Origin of the sequence: Serratia proteamaculans, assembly GCF_004684015.1 — a bacterium.
Taxonomy (GTDB): domain Bacteria; phylum Pseudomonadota; class Gammaproteobacteria; order Enterobacterales; family Enterobacteriaceae; genus Serratia; species Serratia proteamaculans_F.
The window spans coordinates 145,099-164,804 of the sequence record NZ_SRIA01000018.1; the positions used below are offsets into that span (position 1 = coordinate 145,099).

Consider the following 19,706-nt stretch of genomic DNA (forward strand, 5'->3'; position numbering starts at 1 on the left):
TTATGCAATCAATCGATATTTACCGCGTTAACGGCGCGGCCGAGCGCCAACAGGTGATCCTGTTTGCCAGCGCAGAAAGCCAACTGCCCGCCACATTGCAAAATGCCGGGCTGCAACAGGCAGCCGTCGGCAGGCTTTATCCGCTGGGCGAAAACCGTTTTGCCCTTAATATCGGCACGCTGCTGACCCCTGCCGCGCTGCAGGATGCCGGGGCGGTGATCGCCGCCGGGCAAAAAGACTACGGGCTGCAACAGCTCCGCCTGACGCTGGCCCCAGAGCTGCCGGCAGATGCCGAGAACTGGCGCTGGTTACTGTTCGGCCTGCGGCTGGGCGCTTATCATTATCAGCATCACGCCAGCGCCCGGCTTGCCGACCCAACCCTGCCACTGGGCAGCGAGGATGCGGCCACCCAGGCCCTGTGCGACTGGGCCAATCTGCATGCCGAGGGCGTGATCATTGGCCGCGAACTGATGAACAAACCGGCCAACATTCTCTACCCGGAAAGCTTTGTAGAAGCGGTAGCACAGTTGCCCTTCCGTCATCTGCGCCAGGAGGTATTGGGGGATGAACAAATGGCGGCACTGGGCTTCGGCGGCCTGCTCGGCGTAGGCCAGGGCAGCGCCCGCGCCTCGCAGTTGTTAATTCTCGATCACCGCCCGGCCAACGCCCGCCACACGCTGGCGCTGGTCGGCAAAGGCGTCACCTTCGACAGCGGCGGTATCAGCATCAAAGGCGCGGCACGCATGAGCACCATGAAGTTCGATATGGGCGGTGCCGCCGCAGTGGTGGGTGCAATGCGCATTATCGACGCATTGCAATTGCCAATCCGCGTCATTGGCCTGTGCGGGCTGGTGGAAAACATGCCCTCCTCCCGTGCCCAGCGCCCCGGCGACGTTGTCACCATGCACAACGGCAAATCGGTGGAGATCATTTCCACCGACGCCGAGGGCCGCATGGTGCTGGCGGACGTCATCAGCTATGCCCAGCAACGCTTCCAGCCGGATTACCTGCTGGATATCGCCACCCTGACCGGCGGTGCCGGCGTGGCATTGGGCAAGGAATATGCCGCCATGATGGGCAACGATCCGGCTTTTCTGGCACAGGTCACCCAGGCGGGCCAGGCCAGCGCAGAACCGGTGTGGCCGATGCCGCACGGCGGCTGGTATCACGGCGTGCTGAAGTCTGAATTTGCCGACTACCGCCACGGCGGTGAAGATCCGCACGGCAGCCCGTGCGTGGCGGCGACCTTTATCAGCGAGTTCGTACAACCGGGCCAACGTTGGGCGCATCTGGACATCGCCGCCATGTCGACCGATATGCCGCACCGCAAGCTGTATGCCAACGGCGCGTCCTCATTCGGCGTGCTGCTGCTGGCACGACTGAGTTCCCTGCTTGCCGAAACGGAGCACTGATGGCTTACGTAGAATTGCTTGATATCAACAAACGTTATGACAACGGCTATCAAGCCGCCAGCAACGTGAATCTGCAGGTGGAAAAAGGTGAATTTGTGGTGCTGCTCGGCCCGTCGGGCTGCGGAAAATCCACCACCCTGCGGATGATTGCCGGGCTGGAAACCCTGTCCTCCGGCGAATTGCGCATCGACGGCGAACGCATGAATGAAGTGCTGCCCAAATACCGTGATATCGCCATGGTCTTCCAGAGCTATGCGCTGTACCCGCACATGACGGTGTACGACAACATGGCGCTGTCGCTGAAAATCAAAGGCATGGCCAAAGCAGAGATCGCCAGCCAGATTGCCGCCGTCGCCGAAATGCTGCATCTGAGCGAGTTTCTGCAGGTCAAACCCGGCCAGCTTTCCGGCGGCCAACGGCAGCGGGTGGCGCTCGGTCGGGCAATCGTCCGGCGGCCGAAGGTATTCCTGTTCGATGAACCGCTGTCCAACCTCGACGCCAAACTGCGTAACCGCATGCGTCAGGAACTGTCGGCGCTGCACAAGGCCATCGGTGCCACCATTATCTACGTCACCCACGATCAGGTGGAAGCAATGACCATGGCGGATAAAGTGGTGATCATGAACCAGGGCAAAGTGCAGCAAATCGGCACGCCGCTGGATCTCTACCACCGCCCGGTTAATCGTTTTGTCGCCGAGTTTATCGGCTCACCGCAGATGAATCTGTTTGAAGTTCAGCTACAGGTGCAGGGGGATCAGATTATGCTGCAAGGCGATTCTGGCCTGGTGCTGCCGCTGGCCGCCGCCGACTTTCCGGCGCTGAGCAAGCGGGACGGAGCCTGGCTGACGCTGGGCTGCAGACCGGAAGCCTGTCGTATCAGCGAGCCGCTGGCAGAACCGCATCTGACCGGGACGCTGGTATACAGCGAAAATCTGGGAGCAGAGAGCAACCTGTTCGTGCAAGGCGACAATGGCGCGCAATACATCGTGAAGCAGCATACTCAGTTGCAGCACGCTCAAGGGCAACCGCTGGCGGTAACGCTGGACACCACTGCGCTGCACTTTTTTGATTCGCAAACCGGCGAACGGCTGGCATCACAGGGGGAAACAGTGTTACCGAGCAGCATTCTGTGAGATCCTGTTACCGCTGTGCGACCCGACCGCAGCGCCCTGTTTTCTGTTGAGTATGCGCACCATGTCGATTAAAAAAGTCACCTCTCACGATGTCGCCCGCGTTGCCGGCGTTTCACGCACCGTGGTTTCCCGCGCCTTTTCCAATCAGGGCCGGGTATCGCAGAAAAACCGTGAGCTGGTCATGCGCGTTGCTGGCCAACTGGGCTACGCCCCGGATGCCATCGCCCAGAGCCTGCACACCGGCAAAACCGGCTTTGTCGCGGTGGTGGTAAACCACTTTCATGACCTGTCCGACCTGGAGTTTTTCGACCGTTTGGTGGAGCAGTTGCAAAACAGCAACCGGCAGGCGGTGATGATCCGGCTGGAAGGCATCGAAGATCCGGCCGGCTACCTAAAGCAAACCATTTCCTATCACGTGGATTCTGCCGTGGTATTCGCCGACCATATCAGCGCCCGCGCCGCCAAGGACCTGTTTCGCGTCGCCACGCCGATTATGCTCAACGGCCTGGCGGCTGATGCCCTGTGCGATGCGCTCAACGCCGATGAGGCCCCCAGCCTGCAACAATTGGCGGCGCTGATGGCGCAAAAGGGTCAACAACGGGTGGCGGTGCTTGGCGGACGCAGCAGCGCCAAAGGGGAACAACTGCGCCAACAGACCTTTTTAGCCCAGGCGGCGCAGCAGCACTTGCAGATCGTGGCCCAGCTCAGCGGGGATTACAGCTATCTGAGCGGTTTCAAACTGGCGCCGCAGCTGCTGGCGGCACAGCCGGCTCCGCAGGCGATCTTCTGCACCGCAGACTCCATGGCGATGGGGGTGATGGATTATATTCGTTTGCATACGTCGCAGCAGATCCCGCAGGACGTCGCGGTCTACGGCTTCGACGATATCCCGATGGCCGCCTGGCCAAGCTACCAACTGACCTCGGTACGGCGGGATATCAGTGCGATGATCGCCGCCATTGTGCAACTGATCGAACTACGCAGCAGCAGCCCGCAGGCCGCGCCGCAGCAGGTGACCATTCCCACCGAACTGGTGGTGCGCGCCTCCTGTTAATTAACCCCGCCTTTCAGCGGGTAGTCATCATCTCGGCGTCGCGTAATTCCGGTGCTGCCATGCCGGTTTGCCACAGCCAGTATTGGATCGGGCCGGGGCAATTAAGGCTGACCACCTTGTGGTTGCCCTGCTTATCAACAGCATGGATCGTTACCCCTTCGGTATAACCGTCTTTCAGGTAGTCCAAATCCTCTATCGCTTCATACACCGCCTGATCCAGCGTCATGCCCATCTTCATGTACAACACCACGGCGCGACTGGTGCCGCAGCGGATGGTCATTTCCCCGGTGTGAGTGCAGGCGCAGGCTCCATAGCGGCTGTCGGCATAGGAGCCGCTGCCGATGATTGGACTATCCCCCAAACGCCCCGGATATTTCCATGCCCAACCCGAAGTGGACGTCGCGGCGCTGAGCGTGCCGCCACCATCCTGCGCTAAAAATACCGTGGTATCCCGCACCCGCTCCGGGTCAGTGGCGTTATTCGACAGCCCGGCCAGCGGAATATTCGGCCAGTCACGGCGCTGCTCGGCACTCATCGCCTGCTCCAGCTTTTCCCACCAGACGCGTTTGGAGTCGGCAATCAGATTGTCACCGGCCAGCGCACCGATTTCGGCGGCAAAACGTGCCGCCCCGGCACCGACCAGGATCTCGTGATTAAGGTCTTCCATCACCCGATACGCCACCTCCACCGGATGCAAATAGCCCTGCAATGCCCCTACTGCGCCGGTGCGCAAGCTGTCGCCGTCCATCACCGAGGCATCGAGTTCCATCTCACCCAACACGTTGGGCCAGCCGCCATAGCCAACGGTGCGCACACTCGGATCCAACTCCACCAGCTTGATGCCGTCAACGATAGCCCGCAGGCCGTTGTGCCCCTGCTGCAACCGTTCGGCCGACAGACCGATGCCCGGATGTCCTTCAGAGTTTGCAATCACAATCATAGGGTTCTGTTTCCTGCACGGCGTTAAGCGCCAAAAAGAGGCACCGGGTTATCCGGTGATCGACGTCAATGGAACACGTGTGCCATTGGTGTTTAAAAAGTATCTTCGCCCCGTAGAAAAGTCAAACTCAGGCGGCCGAAAGCGTGGCTTGGCACGCCTTTTCTCAACGTGCTGTCGGCCCAGCAAACGTGCATCCTTCAACTACACTGTGATCTCGACCGAAAAGCGCTTGAGGAGCCATGATGTCCAAGAAAACTGTAGATCCCACCCAACCGGCCGCACAGCATGATATTCGCACCTTTCTGGATGCGTTGAACGCCGGTGGTGGCAAGCCGATGGAACAAATGAAACCGAAAGAGGCGCGCAAAGTGCTGGAGGGCGCGCAGCGTAGCGTCGAAGTGCCGCTGCACGAGGTCGAAATCAGCGAGAAAACCATTCATGTCGAGGGGCAGGATATCCTGCTGCATATCGTACGACCGGCCAGAATCAAGGAAGCACTGCCGGTGTTTATGTTCTTCCACGGCGGCGGCTGGGTGCTGGGCGACTTCCCGACCCATGAACGACTGGTGCGTGATTTGGTTTACAGCTCGGGTGCCGCGGCGGTGTTCGTCAACTACACCCCGTCACCGGAAGCCCATTACCCGACCGCCATCAACCAGGCCTACGCCGCCACCGAATGGGTGGCCGAATACGGCGAGAAAATCAACGTTGACGGTTCGCGCCTGGCGGTGGTCGGCAACAGCGTCGGCGGCAATATGGCGGCGGTGGTCAGCCTGATGGCCAAAGAAAAAGGCACCCCGGCGCTGCGCACTCAGATCCTGCTGTGGCCGGTAACGCACGCCAGCTTTGATACCGACTCTTATCACCAGTTCGCCGAAGGCCACTTCCTGACCCGCAATATGATGAAGTGGTTCTGGGATAACTACACCACCGATAAAGCGCAGCGCAAAGAAATCCACGCCTCGCCGCTCAATGCCACGCTGGAACAGCTAAAAGGCCTGCCGCCGGCACTGGTGCAAACCGCTGAACTGGACGTGCTGCGTGACGAGGGCGAGGCCTATGCCCGGCTGCTGAATGCCGCCGGGGTTGAGGTCACTTCCACCCGCTACAATGGGCTGATCCACGATTATGGCCTGCTAAACCCTATCGCCCATGTCCCGGCGGTGCATTCCGCCCTCCATCAGGCCGGACGAGCGCTGAAGCATTATCTGGCCTAGAGCCTACCGGGCAGCCTTGCCTGCGGGTTCGAGCTGCCGGATCAGTTTGGCCAGGGTTTTGATCGCCGCCTCGTGCTTGTCGCTCCAGTCAAAAGAGGCGTTCAAACGGAAGCAGTGGTTGAAATGGTTGCCGGTGGTGAACATTCTGCCCGGCGCGATACTTACCCCCAATGCCAGCGCTCGCTGGTAGAGTTCCATCGACGACAGTGCCGGATCCAGCTCCAGCCACAGGAAGTAGCCACCGTCCGGCTGGCTGACTTTGACGGTCGGCGGGAAATGGTGGGCGATCGCCTGGCGCATCATGCTTTGGCGCTGCGCCAGCAAGCGGCGCAGACGCCGTAGGTGGGTATCATAGCCGCCGTGCAGCAGATAGTCGGCAATCGCCAGCTGGGTCGGCACGCTGGTCGAGACGGTACTCATCAGCTGCAACCGTTGGATCTGCTGCGCGTAGCGCCCCGCCGCCACCCAGCCAACACGGAAACCCGGAGCCAGACACTTGGAGAATGACGAACAGTGCAAGACTTGCCCATCGTTGTCCCACGCCTTGGCCGGCTGCGGCCGCTCGGCGCTGAAATACAGCTCGCCGTAAACGTCGTCCTCAATCAGGGAAATCTGCCGCTCACGCAGTAAACTCACCAGCCGCTGCTTGTTGTCGTCCGACAGGCTGGCCCCCAGCGGGTTTTGGAAGTGAGTCATCAACCAACAGGCCTTGATCGGGTACTGCTCCAGCGCCTGCTCCAGTGCATCCAAATCGATGCCGTCTTGCGGGTGAGTGGCAATCGCCACCGCCTTCAGACGCAGCCGTTCCAGCGCCTGTAACGCGCCATAAAACGCCGGTGACTCAATCGCCACGTAGTCCCCCGGCTGGGTCACCGCCTGCAGGCTGAGGCTCAATGACTCCATCGCCCCGGCGGTTATCACGATTTCGTCCGGGGCCACCTGCATACCGCTCAGCGCATAACGCTGGGCAATATGACGCCGCAATGCTTCATTGCCGGGCGGCAGATTGGCCAGTGAACTGTGCGGCGTAAACTTGCGTGCCACGCTGCTCAGCGCCCGCGCCAGCTTGGGTTGAGCAAATAAGGTGGCATCGGGAAACGCCGAACCAAAGGGCACAATCGCCGGATCCTGGCACGCCTGCAGCACGTCGAAAATAAAGGTGTTGATATCCACCTGCTCGCTCAGCAACAGCTTCTCGCCGTGTACCGGCTGCGGCAGCGGCTGCGGGCGCGCCGCCACGTAATAACCGGACTGCGGCCGCGCGACGATCCAGCCCTGGCTCTCCAGCAATTGATACGACTGCACCACCGTCATCAGGCTCAGTCCGGCACGCTTGCCGCTCTCACGCAGCGACGGCAGCTTGTCCCCCGCCCGCCATACCCGGTTTTGGATTTGTTCACGAATCTGTTGCGCAAGCTGCTCGTATCTGGTCATAGGCCTTAACTGTTATATGAAAAAGTGAAATAACTGTCACTATTATAGCCACTGTACTCCGTGCTTAACTTGGCGCCAAGCTTTCCACCAAAAAATTACCGCTATACTGAAGAGGCCATTTTATGTACAACCCAAGGAGGCGCCATGCTGGGTCTTGATGCACTGGAACTTGCCAGAATACAGTTCGCCTTCACCGTTTCTTTCCATATCATTTTTCCGGCGATTACCATCGGCCTGGCCAGTTATCTGGCGGTACTGGAAGGGTTGTGGCTGAAAACGCGTAACGAAACCTACCGCGACCTCTATCATTTCTGGTCAAAGATTTTCGCCGTTAACTTCGGCATGGGCGTGGTGTCCGGTCTGGTGATGGCCTATCAGTTCGGCACCAACTGGAGCTTCTTCTCCGAGTTTGCCGGCAGCATTACCGGCCCATTGTTGACCTATGAAGTGCTGACGGCCTTCTTCCTCGAGGCCGGTTTCCTCGGGGTGATGCTGTTCGGCTGGAACCGTGTTGGCCCCGGCCTGCACTTCTTCGCGACCTGCATGGTGGCGCTGGGAACGCTGATTTCCACCTTTTGGATCCTGGCCTCCAACAGTTGGATGCAAACGCCACAGGGCCACGAAATCATCAACGGCCAGGTGGTGCCGGTCGACTGGCTGAAAGTGATTTTCAACCCGTCATTCCCATACCGGCTGTTGCATATGTCGACCGCCGCCTTCCTGTCCTCAGCGTTCTTTGTCAGTGCCTCCGCCGCCTGGCATCTGCTGCGCGGGCGTGACACTCCGGCAATGCGCAAAATGCTGTCGATGGCAATGTGGATGGCACTGATTGTCGCGCCGATACAGGCGATGATCGGCGATGCCCACGGCTTGAATACGCTGAAATATCAACCGGCAAAAATCGCTGCTATCGAAGGCCACTGGGAAAACCCGCCGGGTGAAGCCACCCCGCTGATCCTGTTCGGCTGGCCGGATATGCAACGTGAGGAAACCCGCTTCAAGCTGGAAGTCCCTTACCTTGGCAGCCTGATCCTGACCCACAGCCTGACCGAGCAGGTACCGGCGCTAAAATCCTTCCCACCGGAGGACCGGCCGAATTCCACCGTGGTGTTCTGGTCGTTCCGCATTATGGTGGCGCTGGGCATGCTGATGATACTCGCCGGGGTCTGGAGCCTGTGGCTGCGCTGGCGCGGTGGCCTGTATCAGTCGCGGCCGTTCCTCTACTTCATTTTGTGGATGGGGCCTTCCGGTTTGCTGGCACTGCTGGCGGGCTGGTTCACTACCGAGATTGGGCGTCAGCCGTGGGTGGTGTATGGCCTGCTGCGCACCAAGGATGCGGTCTCCGCACACGGTGACCTGCACATGAGCATCAGCCTGCTGGCGTTTATCCTCGTCTACTGTTCGGTGTTCGGCGTGGGCTACTCCTACATGATGCGGCTGATCCGCAAAGGGCCGCAGCAGCATGAAGTGCATGAAGATGACACCGAAGGCCGACCGGCGCGTCCGCTGTCTGCGGTGAAAGAAACTCTGGATGACAGGAGCTGAGCATGGGCATTGATCTTCCGCTGATTTGGTTTGTGATCATCGTGTTCAGCACCATGATGTACGTGGTAATGGACGGCTTTGATTTGGGTATCGGCATCCTGTTCCCCTGGGTTAAGGACAGCGGTGACCGTGATGTGATGATGAACACCGTCGCCCCGGTGTGGGACGGCAATGAAACCTGGCTGGTACTGGGGGGTGCGGCACTGTTTGGCGCCTTCCCATTGGCTTACGCGGTGATCCTCGACGCGCTGGCCATTCCGCTGACCCTGATGTTGTTTGGCCTGATCTTCCGCGGCGTGGCCTTTGAGTTCCGCTTTAAAGCCACGGCAGAAAAACGCCACATCTGGGACAAGGCGTTTATCTGGGGCTCCCTCTTCGCCACCTTCAGCCAGGGGGTAGTGGTAGGTGCCATTATCAACGGTTTCCCGGTCAACGGCCGCACCTATGCCGGTGGCGCTCTCGACTGGCTGACCCCGTTCGCGCTGTTTTGCGGGCTGGGGCTGGTGGTGACCTATGCATTGCTCGGCTGCACCTGGCTGGTGATGAAAACCGCCGGTGACCTGCAGGCCCGCATGTACCGGTTGGCAACCCCGCTGTTGGTCATCCTGCTGCTGGTGCTGGCGGTGGTCAGTATCTGGACGCCGATGGCCCACCCGGAGATCGCCACCCGCTGGTTCTCACTGCCGAATCTGTTGGTGCTGCTGCCGGTGCCGATCCTGGTGTTGCTCAGCGCCTGGGGCATTCAACATGGGGTGAAAAATGCGGCGCACTACTCGCCCTTCTTGCTCACCCTGCTGCTGGTGTTCCTCGGCCTCAGTGGTCTGGGCATCAGTATCTGGCCGCTGTTGATCCCACCGTCCATCACTCTGTGGCAGGCCGCCGCGCCACCGCAAAGCCTCGGCTTTATGCTGGTGGGTGCGCTGTTTATCATTCCGATTATTTTGGTTTACACCTTCTGGAGCTACTACGTGTTCCGCGGCAAGGTCAGCCATGAACAGGGTTATCACTGATGAGGGAAGAAACTATGCAGGATAAAACCGCACCTGTACCGGCGCCCTGGTGGAAACGCATTGGCTGGCTGGTGGTGATCTGGAGCGCCAGCGTGCTGGGGCTGTTCGCAGTCGCTTCAATGTTCCGCCTGCTGATGAATGCCGCGGGCATGAGATCGCATTAACCCAGGCGTTGTCTGGCAAGCGTGGGCGGTAAAATGCCCACGCTAATAACTAAACCGGTTTACGCCCCATCGCACTGAGAAAACGCTGTTGCAGGCGCAGCAACTCCCCCAGTTCCAGCACGCGATAGTCGATACCAAAACGCGGTGCCACCTCGGCAATGATACGGCTTAATGCCGGGTAATGCCGGTGACTCCAGTGCGGGAACAGATGGTGGGTCAGGTGCAGATTGGCGCCGCCCAACCAATAGCCCAGCCAGCGCGGTCGCGGGAACCAGTCAAAGGTCGTGGCGAACACATGATGATACCAGCCATGCGCTAATGGTCCCTGATCCGGTGCCTGATAAAATTGCGCCTTGGCCCAGTGGGTGCCGATAATCAACATCACGAACAGCAATGAGGACAACATCTGGCTGAGCAGATAAACCAGCAGGATCTGCCCCACGCCGATCGCCGGCGGCAGCAAATAGCACGGGATCGCCAGCGCCAGTATCAGGTGCGCTGCTTTGCCCGCCAGAAAAATGCTCCAGCCGCGTAGACCCTGTTGTGCCATCCTCGCCCTGACCCGGGTTCGCCCTGCCCGATCCAGCCAGTCGAAAAGCCAGATGTAATACGGAAAGGTCATCGCCGCCACCAACGGCCAGTAAAAGCGCTGCGCGCGCATAAAGGGCCGCCAACGCTGGAACGGCGTCTGGCGCAATACGCCATTGGCGTCGATATCGGGATCGTAATGTTCGATATTGTTGTGCGCGTGGTGAAAAATAACGTGCCGTACCCGCCAGCAATCGGGATCCAGGCCGAGCGGGATACTCACCAGGCCATTCAGCCAGCGGTTGGCCCAGGGCTGCCGGAAAAACGCGTTGTGCGACGCGTCGTGCACCACGTTGACCGTGAGGAACATGCCGATGAAAATAAAACCGAAGTAGCAGGCAAAAAAGCCCCAGAGATTCTGTTGCTGCAGGCTCACCCCATAGCAAAGCGCGCACAGCGCCAGCAGAGAAAGCACTTTCGCCAGCATGCCGCGGTCGGCAAAACGATGGTCGTGATGATCTTTCAGATACTCCTGCGCGGCCTGCATCAGCGCACGATGCAACCCGCTGTCATCCCGCTTGAAGGCCAACGGACGCAATGGCTTCATGGCTGCCCCATCCGGCGTAAGAACTGCTGTTGCTGCGCCAGCAGTTCGCGGTAACCGATGCAGCGGTAATTCATGCCGTGCTCAACCGCCAACTGCGCCACCATGGCGGCCAGCGCCGGATAATGGCGATGATTCCAGCCGGGAAACAGATGATGGGTCAGGTGATAATTCAGCCCACCGGTCAGGTGCTGCAACCCACTCGGCGAAGTCTGCCAGTCGCAGGCGGTTGCGAAATTATGGCGATACCAGCCATGTGGCATGCTGTCGCCCTCCGGGGCCGGATAAAATTCGGCCTGAGCCCAATGGGTACCCAGCAGCAGAAACACCACCAACAACGAGGCGCACATCTGGCTAAGCGCATAGGCCAGCAACACCCACGGCCAACCGATACCGTTCTGCTGGCACAGCACCAGAGGTATTGCCAGAACCAGCAACAGATGGCCTATCTTGCACAGGATAAACACAGCCCAGCCGCTACGGCCCGGCAAAATGTTCTTTTCATGCAGCGGGGTTTTACCCAGGCGATCCGACCAGTCGAATATCCAGGCGATATAGGGCAAGGAGAGTGCAGCAATCAACGGCCAGTACAAGTGCTGATAACGCATATGCTTGCGCCAGCGCTGGAACGGGGTCTGGCGGAAGAAACCATTCTCTTCGGTATCCAGATCGTAGTGTTCAACATTGGCGTAAACATGGTGATATTCCACATGGCGCACCCGCCAATAATCCGGATCCACCCCCAGCGGCAGCGTCACCAGCCGCCCTGCCAGTCGGTTGGCCCAAGGAGCACGTAGAAAAGCATTATGCGAAGCATCGTGGTTAACATTCACGTTGAGCAACATGCCCATCATCACGAACAAGAAATAACAGGCCAAAAATGTCCAAACCTGCTGCTGCATCAGGCTCAGCGCATAAAAGCCCACGCACAGCACCAACAACAGCGCCGCCTTCGCCAGGCGCCAACCGTCGGCATAGCGATGGTCACCGGCCAGATAGGCATGAGCCGCCCGTTTAAGCGCACGATGGAACGCCTGTTCACCGTCGGCGGGAAACTTCAATGGTGCCAGTGTGTCAGCCATGGGGTTCCTCCACCGGCGCCGGAGCGCTTGCCCGACCCCAGCCCAGCGCCACGCAAACACCGTGCAATGTGAGTAGGGCCATCGCGAGATGCCAATAAAGCGGCGACCAGCCCAGATAACCGATAAACAGCAGCGGAAGAGTCAGGGTAATCATCAACCAGGCAACAATCGCCCAACGATGCCCTTCGGTCATGCCGCCCAGCGCCATAGAACCCAACGCCAACAACACCAGCAGCGCCATCTGCGGCCAGCTGATATCGCTGTAGCCATAGCCGTACTGGTCAACATAACCAATCACCAGCGCAAACAGCAGCATTGCGCCGCTGAACACACTAAGCGCCGAGTAGTGAAAACGGCCGCTGCTCGCCCTGGGCCGCCAGCGCAGACGGAAATAGCGCAGGAATGGCAGATTGCTGGCCCAAAACGGATTGGCGGACGGCTTATCGCCGCTGACGCCATACACAAACGGCGTTTGCGGCAGGCTGGGGCAAAAAGTGCCGAACAGCTTGTCCCAGAAAATAAAGCTGCCGCCGAAGTTCTGGTTCGAATAGGCCATATCTTTAACGTGATGCACCCGATGGTGCGCTGGCGTCACCAGTATGTACTCCAGCCAGCCAAGTTTGGGGGTCAGCGCATTATGGTTAAACAGCTGGATGCTGTAGTGCAGGATTGAGACCGTGACAAACACCGACAACGGCACACCCAATACTGCCAGCAGCAAAAAGAATGGGATCGAAGTCAGTGACGAATACCAGGAGTTGCGTACCCCCAGCGACAGATTGAAATGCTCGCCCTGATGATGCACCACATGCACCGCCCACAGCACACGCAGGTAATGATGCAAGCGATGCAACCAGTAAAAACCGAAGTCCCATGCCAGCAGGGCAAACAACCACATCAGCACCGGTGGCCAACTACCGAACAAATCCAGGCTGAAGTGCGCCGCCACATAGCCGTAGCAGGTGATTTCCAGCCCGCGGAACAACCACAGCATGATATGGCCGGAGTTCAGATTGAACACCAGATCGTGCCAGTTGACCTGCCGCCGCTGTGCATACTGCAGCACCAGCGCCTCGCCAATGACGACAAACAGCATGAACAGGATCGGCATCGCCAGTTCGCTCATCCTATCTCTCCTTTAGTGACGTTACGTCGCCAGCTTTCTTTACGCTGAACCAACCAGCCGGCCAGAAATGCCAGCAACGCCCCGCTAACCAGATCGACCAGCAGATGGCGGCGCAGTTGCAGAATGGAAAAGGCAATCGCCAGCGCCCATAACATTAACAGTGCCGTTCTCGCTTTACGTTGCCGACAGCTCAGCGCCCACACCGCCAGCACCGTCAGCGCCATATGTAACGACGGCAGGCAATTTTGCAGCGAATCCACCTGGGTCAGCGCCGCCAGCAGTTTTGAACTCGCGCCGACTCCGCTGTCCGGCGGATAAGCCATAGTGGTCGGCCACAGCAGGTAGACCGCCCCGGCCCCCAACGCCGCCAGCTGCATCGCGGCACGCAACCATTTAACCCGCGGGATGGGTGCCAGCAAGTAGCCCAGAGGAATAATGATAAAGAAAGACAGGTATAGCCAAATCGCCGTCGGGCTAAAGGGGATCCAGCGGTCAATCGCCGAAGGTGGGAGCAGCGTGCCCGCGCCCTGAAAGTGGTCGGTAAAGCTATAGACTATCCCGACAAATCCCCAGCCCAACAGCATTTGCCACAGCCGGTACGGCAGCGTTTTCATCATGCCGCTACCTGCCGGATAATCCGCCTTCTCTTGAGATCAAACTGCGGCATCACCGCCTGCGTACTCAGTTGCCACTCCAGCCCTGCGCTGGCGATGCCGTGGCGTTCAAACAAGGCAGCCAGCTGCTGCTGACAGTGTGCCAGCTCTGTCTCGCTACAGTCGGCAATCAGTTGCAACTGCCGCACGCCAGACTGGATGAGGCGATAATCGCTGGTCAGCGGCAGTGCATTGGCAATTGCCCGGCTGCACAGATCGGCAAACACCACCTGCGGCCGACCAAAGGCATCCGGCAACATCAGTTGATCGTCACGCCGTCCTTCTATACGGGCAATCGCCATTGACGACTGCCCACAGGGGCAAGGCTCCGCCTGCCTGACCAGCACGTCGTCCAGCCGATAGCGCACAATCGGTTGGGTGCTACGGGTGAAGTCGGTGATCAACGGCGTAAAGCGCTGCTCATCAATCCATTGGGGTTCGATATGCAAAAACTCTTCGTTCAGGTGCAGGGTGCCGTGCGCGCAGGTGGCGGCGAGGAAGCCTTCGGTAGCCTGATAGACCTCCCCCACCGCCGGGAACACCTGCGCCAGCAGTCGCCGGTCTTGCTCTTCCAGCACCTCGGCTACCGAAATCACCTTTTTAACCTCGAGCCGAATTTTTCTGGCCAACACCGCCAGCGCCAATGCACGTAGCACCTGCGCTGGTGCGACGATAATCGTCGGTGCCTGTTGCTCCAGCCGCGAGAACTGTTCGGCAAAGGGAGCAAAGAGATCGTAAAACTCCAGGCTCAGCCAGCGGTTGTTGACGCTGTGATACAGGTTATTGTCCGCCCGCAGAAACAGCGCCACGCGCTCACCGGCAAACAGCCCATCCGGCAGCATTTTCGCCAGCATGCCACCGGCCCAAAGGCTTTGTTCATGCGGGCTGACGACAAAAATACCGCGTTGGCCGGAAGTGCCCGACGACAGGCCCACGCTGTATTTACCGATTTTCGGGCTGAAATCCCGCTGTTGTTCGCTGCGTCGTGCGCAGGCCAGCAGTTGATCGCGCTGCAGCCCGGCGGTATTCATTTGGTCGAATTGCGCCATCATCAGCGCCTTGTCCATCTGCGGCCAGGTGGCGATGGCTTGCCGGTTGAAGCGGCTGAAATAAGGACTCTTCGCCAGCACACGGCGTGCAAACCGCCTGAGTCGTTTGGCCTGGTATGCCTCCAGCGCCTGGCGGTCAGCAAAAGTTAAGCGACGGGTACGGAAGTAATACCACAGCGTCATCAGCAGGTTCATAAATCCCCCTCATGACAGAGTAAAATATTCGCGTTGCCGCTCGCCCACAGCTGATTCAGCCGCTCCAGCGTACGGTAATAGGCGTTGGCATCGTCCATCACCAGATTGGCCAAGCGCGAAGGCCCGCGCAATTGCTGATAACTCAGCGGCGACCAGGCCGCGTCGCTGGCCAGCAGCGTCCAGCCATCCTCGGTGAGGATAAACGCGCCAATATGCCCTGCCGCATGCCCCGGCAAATCAACCAGCAGGATCTGCCCTTCACTGCCCGGCAGCACATAGCCGCGCTCGAAAGGGGCCAGTAGCGCAGGCAGACTGACCGGTGGGAAACCCTCGATAAACTGCTGACGGCTCTCGAAATCTTCTGGGATCAGGCCAGGGATAAAAGCGCGTTTTAACGCTGCAAAGCCGCGTAAAGTGCGGGTTCGCCGCCAGCCTTCGCCAGAGCAGATAAAATCGAGGTGTTTGAAATCACGCAGCCCGGCAATATGGTCGGCGTGAAAGTGCGAAATAATCAGCGCCTGAATATCATTGGCGGCGTAACCGGCAGACAGCAACTGCTGGCTCAGCGACTCACGCGGGTCGAAATACACCGGCGTCATTTGGCGATAGATACGGAAAATGCCAGACTGCGTCTGCTGCTGGAAATAGTGCGCATAACCGGTATCCCACAGCCAGCGGCGCTCTCCCACCTCCAGCAAATAGGCACGGGCCGGGAATTTACACACCCGAAAACCGGCACCGCGCAGCGCCATACAGCCGATATGGGTACAGTAACCCACTTCAAAAACCGTAACCTTAGCCATGGGGCTGCTCTCCTTGCCGTTTGAGCCAGTCGCCGGTGATGCGGATCCCCTCTTCCATCGAATAGCGCGGCCGATAACCCAACTGTTCCACCGCAAGGGTTTGGCTCAGCGTCATGTCAAAATGCACCGCCGCCACGCTATAACGCGTCAGCATGGGTTCTCTGCCGGTAAAACGGGCCAGCAACTCCAGCCCGCCCGCCAGAGCGTACAGCAAGGAATAAGGCACCGCCTGCAGCCGATAACTCAGCCCCAGTTGCTGACGCAGCAGCGAATCCAGCATATCCGCCAACCGCTGCGGTTGGTGATTGGTGATGTTGTAGGCCGCGCCGGATGGCAACCCGTGCTGGCGGCTGGCCAGAACCATCGCATGCACCACGTTAAGTACAAAGGTCAGATCCAATACCGCTTTACCACCGCCAGGCAACCGTAATACTCCGCGGTCGCGATCCAGCTGTTGCAGCAGCCGTGGCACAATCACCCGGTCGTGCGGGCCGAACAGCCCTCTGGGCCGCAGAATGATATAGGTAGTTTGCGGGTAACGCGGCACCAGTGCCTGCAGCCGCTGTTCCGCGGCATACTTGCTGGCAGCGTAATGGTTGGCGAAACGCCGGGCACGGTAGCCTTCTTCAATATTCTGCTGCGGCCGAAAATCGAAATAGATTGCCGGGGTGGAGATATGAACAAAACGCCGGACGCCGCAGTCCCCTGCCGCCTGCGCCAGTTTTTCGGTCGCAACCTCGTTAGCCTGACAGAACTCTGCCTGACTGCCCCAGGGGGAGGATTTTGCCGCGCAGTGCCAGACCCAATCGCAACCGGCCATCAGTTGACGACACTGCTCCGCCGTGGCCTGCGTTAAATCCAGCGGGCTGAACTCGGCCCCCAACTCACGCAGTGCCTGCCCAGCGCGGCTATCGCGCCCGGTGCCATGAACCTGATGGCCCGCCTCCAGCAACCACTGCGCCGCGTTACGGCCCAGTCCGCTGGTGGCCCCGGTGACCAGCACCTTCATGGCAGCAGCACCATGCCGGCCAGCGACAGTCCGGCGGCGGTGCCGATCAGCATCACCGGTTTGCCTGGGTTAAATCGCCCGCAGGTAACCGCAGCGTGTAGCGCCGTGGGGATAGACGCCGCCACCTGATTACCGTGAAACCGATAAATATCCACCAGTACCTCAGGAGGAACGTGCAGCCGCTTGCGCATATGTTCGAGCGACAGGTGGCTCGCCTGATGCGGCACCACCGTGGCGATCTGCGCCAGCGTCAGGCCGCTGGCGGCCAGCAACCTGGCAAGATAATCCTCGATCAATGCCGATGCCTGGCGGAACAGCTGTTTGCCCTGCATATGAAACAGGAAATCGCTGTTATTCATACCGGCGCGCGGGTTGCGCCGCGTACCGCCGGCCCGGATCTCGCACAGTTCACTGCCCTCGGGATAGGTTTCCACCAGACTGGCCAGAATACCGCTGCTACCGTCGCCGCGCTCGACGATGACACAGGCCGCACCGTCGCCAAATATCAGCGAAGATTCTTCGTGCTGCCAGTCAATACCGCGCGAAGCCAAATCGGCGGAGACAATAGCAATGCGCCGGTAGGTACCAGCATTCAGCAGCCCGGCGGCCACCTGCATGGCAGAGATAAAACTGACGCAGCTGCTGTTGATATCGAAACCGGCGGTGCCCGGTGCCAAACCGGCCACTTTAAGAATATGCGCAGCGGTGCAAGGCAGGGCCTGCACTGAAATTGCGGACGCGGAAATCAGCAGATCGATTGATTGTGCATCGATGCGGCAACGGGTTAAGGCATTCTGCAATGCGGCGACAGCCAGCTCAGCCTGGCTGGCATCATCGGCGGCGTGAAACCGGTAACTGATACCGGAGCGTTTCTCGACGTAGCCGGCCGGTTTGCACAGCAGACTGTCCAGCGCAGAGGAGTCGACTCGGTTGGGTGGCAGTGCTGCTCCCGTGGCAATGACTTTCAGCGGCAGCAACGCGGGTGAACAAGATTGTATTGTCATGATTATTGTTAACTAACCTGAATATCCATAAAGCGATCTCCCGGCGCTATCCTGGCGGCAGCGGCGAGTCATCCCCGGTTTTAAATCCCAAAGTGCCCGCAAACGCGAGCTATTGATTGTTGTTATGCACTGCAAACAGCCGGCAGCCGCCGACGAATAATTGTAACAATACTGAGATAGCAAGTTTACGGCAAGGAAGCAAGAATGGGCAAATCGGTGGGAATTATCTGGCGTGGCTATTAGGGAAGTAAAAGGAGACAACCAATGTGACCAACGGCAGGGCGCCAATCTTCAACAGTTCAAACACCTGCCTGATGGATTCATTTTGATCCCAATACGCGTGGGCAACAAAAACGCCCACGCTGATAACGAAGATACCGCACAACACCTGGCGCGCCAGACGAAGACGTTCCATTTCGTCAAACACCAATGCTGGATCCAAATAAAGTGTTTCCGCATCCACCTTCGCATTTTGATTTTGGATGCTCATGGGAAAACCCCCACCACCTGACCTACCGCCTCCAACACCTCACCGTTCTCGCGCACAATGCCAAGAGAGGAGCCGTCTTGTTTCACCCACTGCTTGTCAGCAATACTGATTAGCGCAAAAGCCAAGCGGATCACATCCGTTTTCTTCATCCCATGCCGCTGTGCAATATCGTTCAGATTGTCATCAATTTCATTTGATAACCGAATTGGCAAACTACGCATACCCCACCTCCTGTGGCTGTCAGTTAGTGGAGAAAAGCTTACTTCACCAGCAATTATTGTTCAATTAGCGAACTGCGTAACGCTTCGCAAATTCAGCAGGTTGCGCTAAAAAAATGCCTTATCGAACTGGCAAATATGAAAAGCCAACCTATTGCTGTCAGGTATTAAAAGAGATCGGATTTTCCTGCCCACAGACTGCCGCTCACAGCTGCCAAACCTGCACTATACTCCCTGTGCATCGTCAATGATTGACGGACGACGCCAAGGGTCGGCCTGTTGCCGGCCTTTGTCTTTTTTGAGGATAAGCAATGCAAAAATCCCCCGCTCACCGCAAGCACCTGACGCGCACCGAGGTTACACGTCTGCTGCAACAGGCCGCTGCCGGCCGCGCCCCCGAGCGCGACTGCTGCCTGATCTGGATGGGTTTTATCCACGGTTGCCGCGTCAGCGAACTCAACGGCCTGCGCCTGGCTGACCTGGATATGGAAAGCGGTTGTGTTTACATGAACCGGTTGAAAAATGGCCTTTCCACCATTCATCCGCTGGAAGCGACCGAAAAACAGTTATTGACCCGCTGGCTGGAGAAGCGCCAGTCGTGCCGCAATCTGGAAGATGAAGAGTGGCTGTTTTTGTCGCAAAAGGGTTACCGGCTGTCGCGCCAGCGTATCTACCGCATGTTGCAGGCCTACGGTAAACAGGCCGGATTGGCGGTGGCTGCGCACCCGCATATGCTACGCCATGCCTGTGGCTATGCTCTGGCCGATAACGGGGCCGATACACGAGTGATTCAGGACTATTTGGGGCACCGCAATATTCAGCATACCGTGCTGTACACCGCCGCCAATTCAGGCCGGTTTAAACATCTTTGGAAGGATGAAAAAACAGAAGAAAATGTTACTTTTTGAGTCAAACTGACACATAACTTAAGAATGTCCTGAAAAAAAGTCAACAACTGACGAAGGGTTATTTTATTTTTTTTTAAAATTCTATGATTATCAATTGATTAAGTAGTTGCCTGCATTATACCAAACTC

20 protein-coding genes are annotated in these 19,706 nt (G+C 58.5%); 8 read left to right on the top strand and 12 right to left on the bottom strand.

Annotation, left to right across the window (positions count from 1 at the left end; translation table 11 throughout):
- Window positions 1–2 precede the first annotated feature (2 nt).
- The 3 genes from E5C26_RS14535 (at window position 3) to E5C26_RS14545 (ending at window position 3,599) form a co-directional block, all read left to right on the top strand.
- A complete protein-coding gene (locus E5C26_RS14535) occupies window positions 3–1,412 on the top strand; it encodes a leucyl aminopeptidase family protein (RefSeq protein WP_135316938.1) in 1,410 nt (469 codons plus the stop codon).
- Window positions 1,412–2,545, top strand: coding sequence for an ABC transporter ATP-binding protein (locus tag E5C26_RS14540; protein ID WP_135316939.1), 1,134 nt, complete (start codon window positions 1,412–1,414; stop codon window positions 2,543–2,545). The genes E5C26_RS14535 and E5C26_RS14540 overlap by 1 nt, the downstream gene beginning before the upstream one ends.
- A 61-nt stretch (window positions 2,546–2,606) precedes the next feature.
- A complete protein-coding gene (locus tag E5C26_RS14545; protein WP_240776032.1) occupies window positions 2,607–3,599 on the top strand; it encodes a LacI family DNA-binding transcriptional regulator in 993 nt (330 codons plus the stop codon).
- Between the two features lie 13 nt (window positions 3,600–3,612).
- On the opposite strand, the gene E5C26_RS14550 is transcribed toward E5C26_RS14545, so the two are convergent.
- Window positions 3,613–4,539 carry a N(4)-(beta-N-acetylglucosaminyl)-L-asparaginase gene (locus E5C26_RS14550; protein WP_135316940.1) on the bottom strand — a complete coding sequence of 309 codons (927 nt, stop codon included), beginning with the start codon at window positions 4,537–4,539 and terminating at the stop codon, window positions 3,613–3,615.
- Between the two features lie 242 nt (window positions 4,540–4,781).
- On the opposite strand from E5C26_RS14550, the gene E5C26_RS14555 reads away from it, so the two are divergent.
- Complete coding sequence (locus E5C26_RS14555) at window positions 4,782–5,756, top strand: alpha/beta hydrolase (RefSeq protein ID WP_135316941.1); 975 nt, start codon at window positions 4,782–4,784, stop codon at window positions 5,754–5,756.
- Window positions 5,757–5,759: 3 nt separating this feature from the next.
- Here the strand turns inward: E5C26_RS14555 and E5C26_RS14560 are convergent, their stop codons facing one another.
- Window positions 5,760–7,190 (bottom strand): aminotransferase-like domain-containing protein, encoded by a 1,431-nt coding sequence (locus tag E5C26_RS14560; protein WP_135316942.1) that lies wholly within the window; start codon window positions 7,188–7,190, stop codon window positions 5,760–5,762.
- A gap of 144 nt (window positions 7,191–7,334) precedes the next feature.
- On the opposite strand from E5C26_RS14560, the gene E5C26_RS14565 reads away from it, so the two are divergent.
- From E5C26_RS14565 to E5C26_RS14575, 3 genes are read left to right on the top strand one after another with little or no spacing between them, the layout of a single operon-like run.
- Window positions 7,335–8,735, top strand: coding sequence for a cytochrome ubiquinol oxidase subunit I (locus E5C26_RS14565; protein ID WP_135316943.1), 1,401 nt, complete (start codon window positions 7,335–7,337; stop codon window positions 8,733–8,735).
- Between the two features lie 2 nt (window positions 8,736–8,737).
- Window positions 8,738–9,745 (top strand): cytochrome d ubiquinol oxidase subunit II, encoded by a 1,008-nt coding sequence (gene cydB / locus E5C26_RS14570; RefSeq protein ID WP_135316944.1) that lies wholly within the window; start codon window positions 8,738–8,740, stop codon window positions 9,743–9,745.
- A gap of 14 nt (window positions 9,746–9,759) precedes the next feature.
- On the top strand, window positions 9,760–9,909 hold the full coding sequence (locus E5C26_RS14575) for a DUF2474 domain-containing protein (protein WP_135316945.1): 150 nt from the start codon (window positions 9,760–9,762) through the stop codon (window positions 9,907–9,909).
- 49 nt (window positions 9,910–9,958) lie between these two features.
- On the opposite strand, the gene E5C26_RS14580 is transcribed toward E5C26_RS14575, so the two are convergent.
- From E5C26_RS14580 to E5C26_RS14625, 10 genes are all read right to left on the bottom strand, one after another.
- Entirely contained in the window at window positions 9,959–11,044 is a 1,086-nt protein-coding gene (locus tag E5C26_RS14580; protein WP_135316946.1) for a fatty acid desaturase family protein, read from the bottom strand.
- Window positions 11,041–12,123, bottom strand: a complete 1,083-nt coding sequence (locus tag E5C26_RS14585) for a fatty acid desaturase family protein (RefSeq protein ID WP_135316947.1) — start codon at window positions 12,121–12,123, stop codon at window positions 11,041–11,043. Before E5C26_RS14585 ends, E5C26_RS14580 begins: the two co-directional genes overlap by 4 nt.
- The gene (locus tag E5C26_RS14590; protein ID WP_135316948.1) at window positions 12,116–13,249 is read right to left on the bottom strand and encodes a sterol desaturase family protein; all 1,134 of its coding nucleotides are present in this window, start codon (window positions 13,247–13,249) and stop codon (window positions 12,116–12,118) included. The genes E5C26_RS14585 and E5C26_RS14590 overlap by 8 nt, the downstream gene beginning before the upstream one ends.
- Window positions 13,246–13,863 (bottom strand): phosphatase PAP2 family protein, encoded by a 618-nt coding sequence (locus tag E5C26_RS14595; RefSeq protein ID WP_167796659.1) that lies wholly within the window; start codon window positions 13,861–13,863, stop codon window positions 13,246–13,248. The genes E5C26_RS14590 and E5C26_RS14595 overlap by 4 nt, the downstream gene beginning before the upstream one ends.
- Window positions 13,863–15,146 carry a F390 synthetase-related protein gene (locus E5C26_RS14600; protein WP_135316950.1) on the bottom strand — a complete coding sequence of 428 codons (1,284 nt, stop codon included), beginning with the start codon at window positions 15,144–15,146 and terminating at the stop codon, window positions 13,863–13,865. Before E5C26_RS14600 ends, E5C26_RS14595 begins: the two co-directional genes overlap by 1 nt.
- Complete coding sequence (locus E5C26_RS14605; RefSeq protein ID WP_135316951.1) at window positions 15,143–15,949, bottom strand: MBL fold metallo-hydrolase; 807 nt, start codon at window positions 15,947–15,949, stop codon at window positions 15,143–15,145. The genes E5C26_RS14600 and E5C26_RS14605 overlap by 4 nt, the downstream gene beginning before the upstream one ends.
- On the bottom strand, window positions 15,942–16,958 hold the full coding sequence (locus tag E5C26_RS14610) for an NAD-dependent epimerase/dehydratase family protein (RefSeq protein WP_135316952.1): 1,017 nt from the start codon (window positions 16,956–16,958) through the stop codon (window positions 15,942–15,944). The genes E5C26_RS14605 and E5C26_RS14610 overlap by 8 nt, the downstream gene beginning before the upstream one ends.
- Window positions 16,955–17,962, bottom strand: coding sequence for a 3-oxoacyl-[acyl-carrier-protein] synthase III C-terminal domain-containing protein (locus tag E5C26_RS14615; RefSeq protein WP_135316953.1), 1,008 nt, complete (start codon window positions 17,960–17,962; stop codon window positions 16,955–16,957). The genes E5C26_RS14610 and E5C26_RS14615 overlap by 4 nt, the downstream gene beginning before the upstream one ends.
- A 223-nt stretch (window positions 17,963–18,185) precedes the next feature.
- Entirely contained in the window at window positions 18,186–18,452 is a 267-nt protein-coding gene (locus tag E5C26_RS14620) for a hypothetical protein (RefSeq protein ID WP_135316954.1), read from the bottom strand.
- On the bottom strand, window positions 18,449–18,673 hold the full coding sequence (locus E5C26_RS14625) for a hypothetical protein (protein ID WP_135316955.1): 225 nt from the start codon (window positions 18,671–18,673) through the stop codon (window positions 18,449–18,451). The genes E5C26_RS14620 and E5C26_RS14625 overlap by 4 nt, the downstream gene beginning before the upstream one ends.
- A 308-nt stretch (window positions 18,674–18,981) precedes the next feature.
- On the opposite strand from E5C26_RS14625, the gene E5C26_RS14630 reads away from it, so the two are divergent.
- Window positions 18,982–19,578, top strand: coding sequence for a tyrosine-type DNA invertase (locus tag E5C26_RS14630; RefSeq protein ID WP_135316956.1), 597 nt, complete (start codon window positions 18,982–18,984; stop codon window positions 19,576–19,578).
- The last annotated feature ends 128 nt before the right edge of the window (window positions 19,579–19,706 follow it).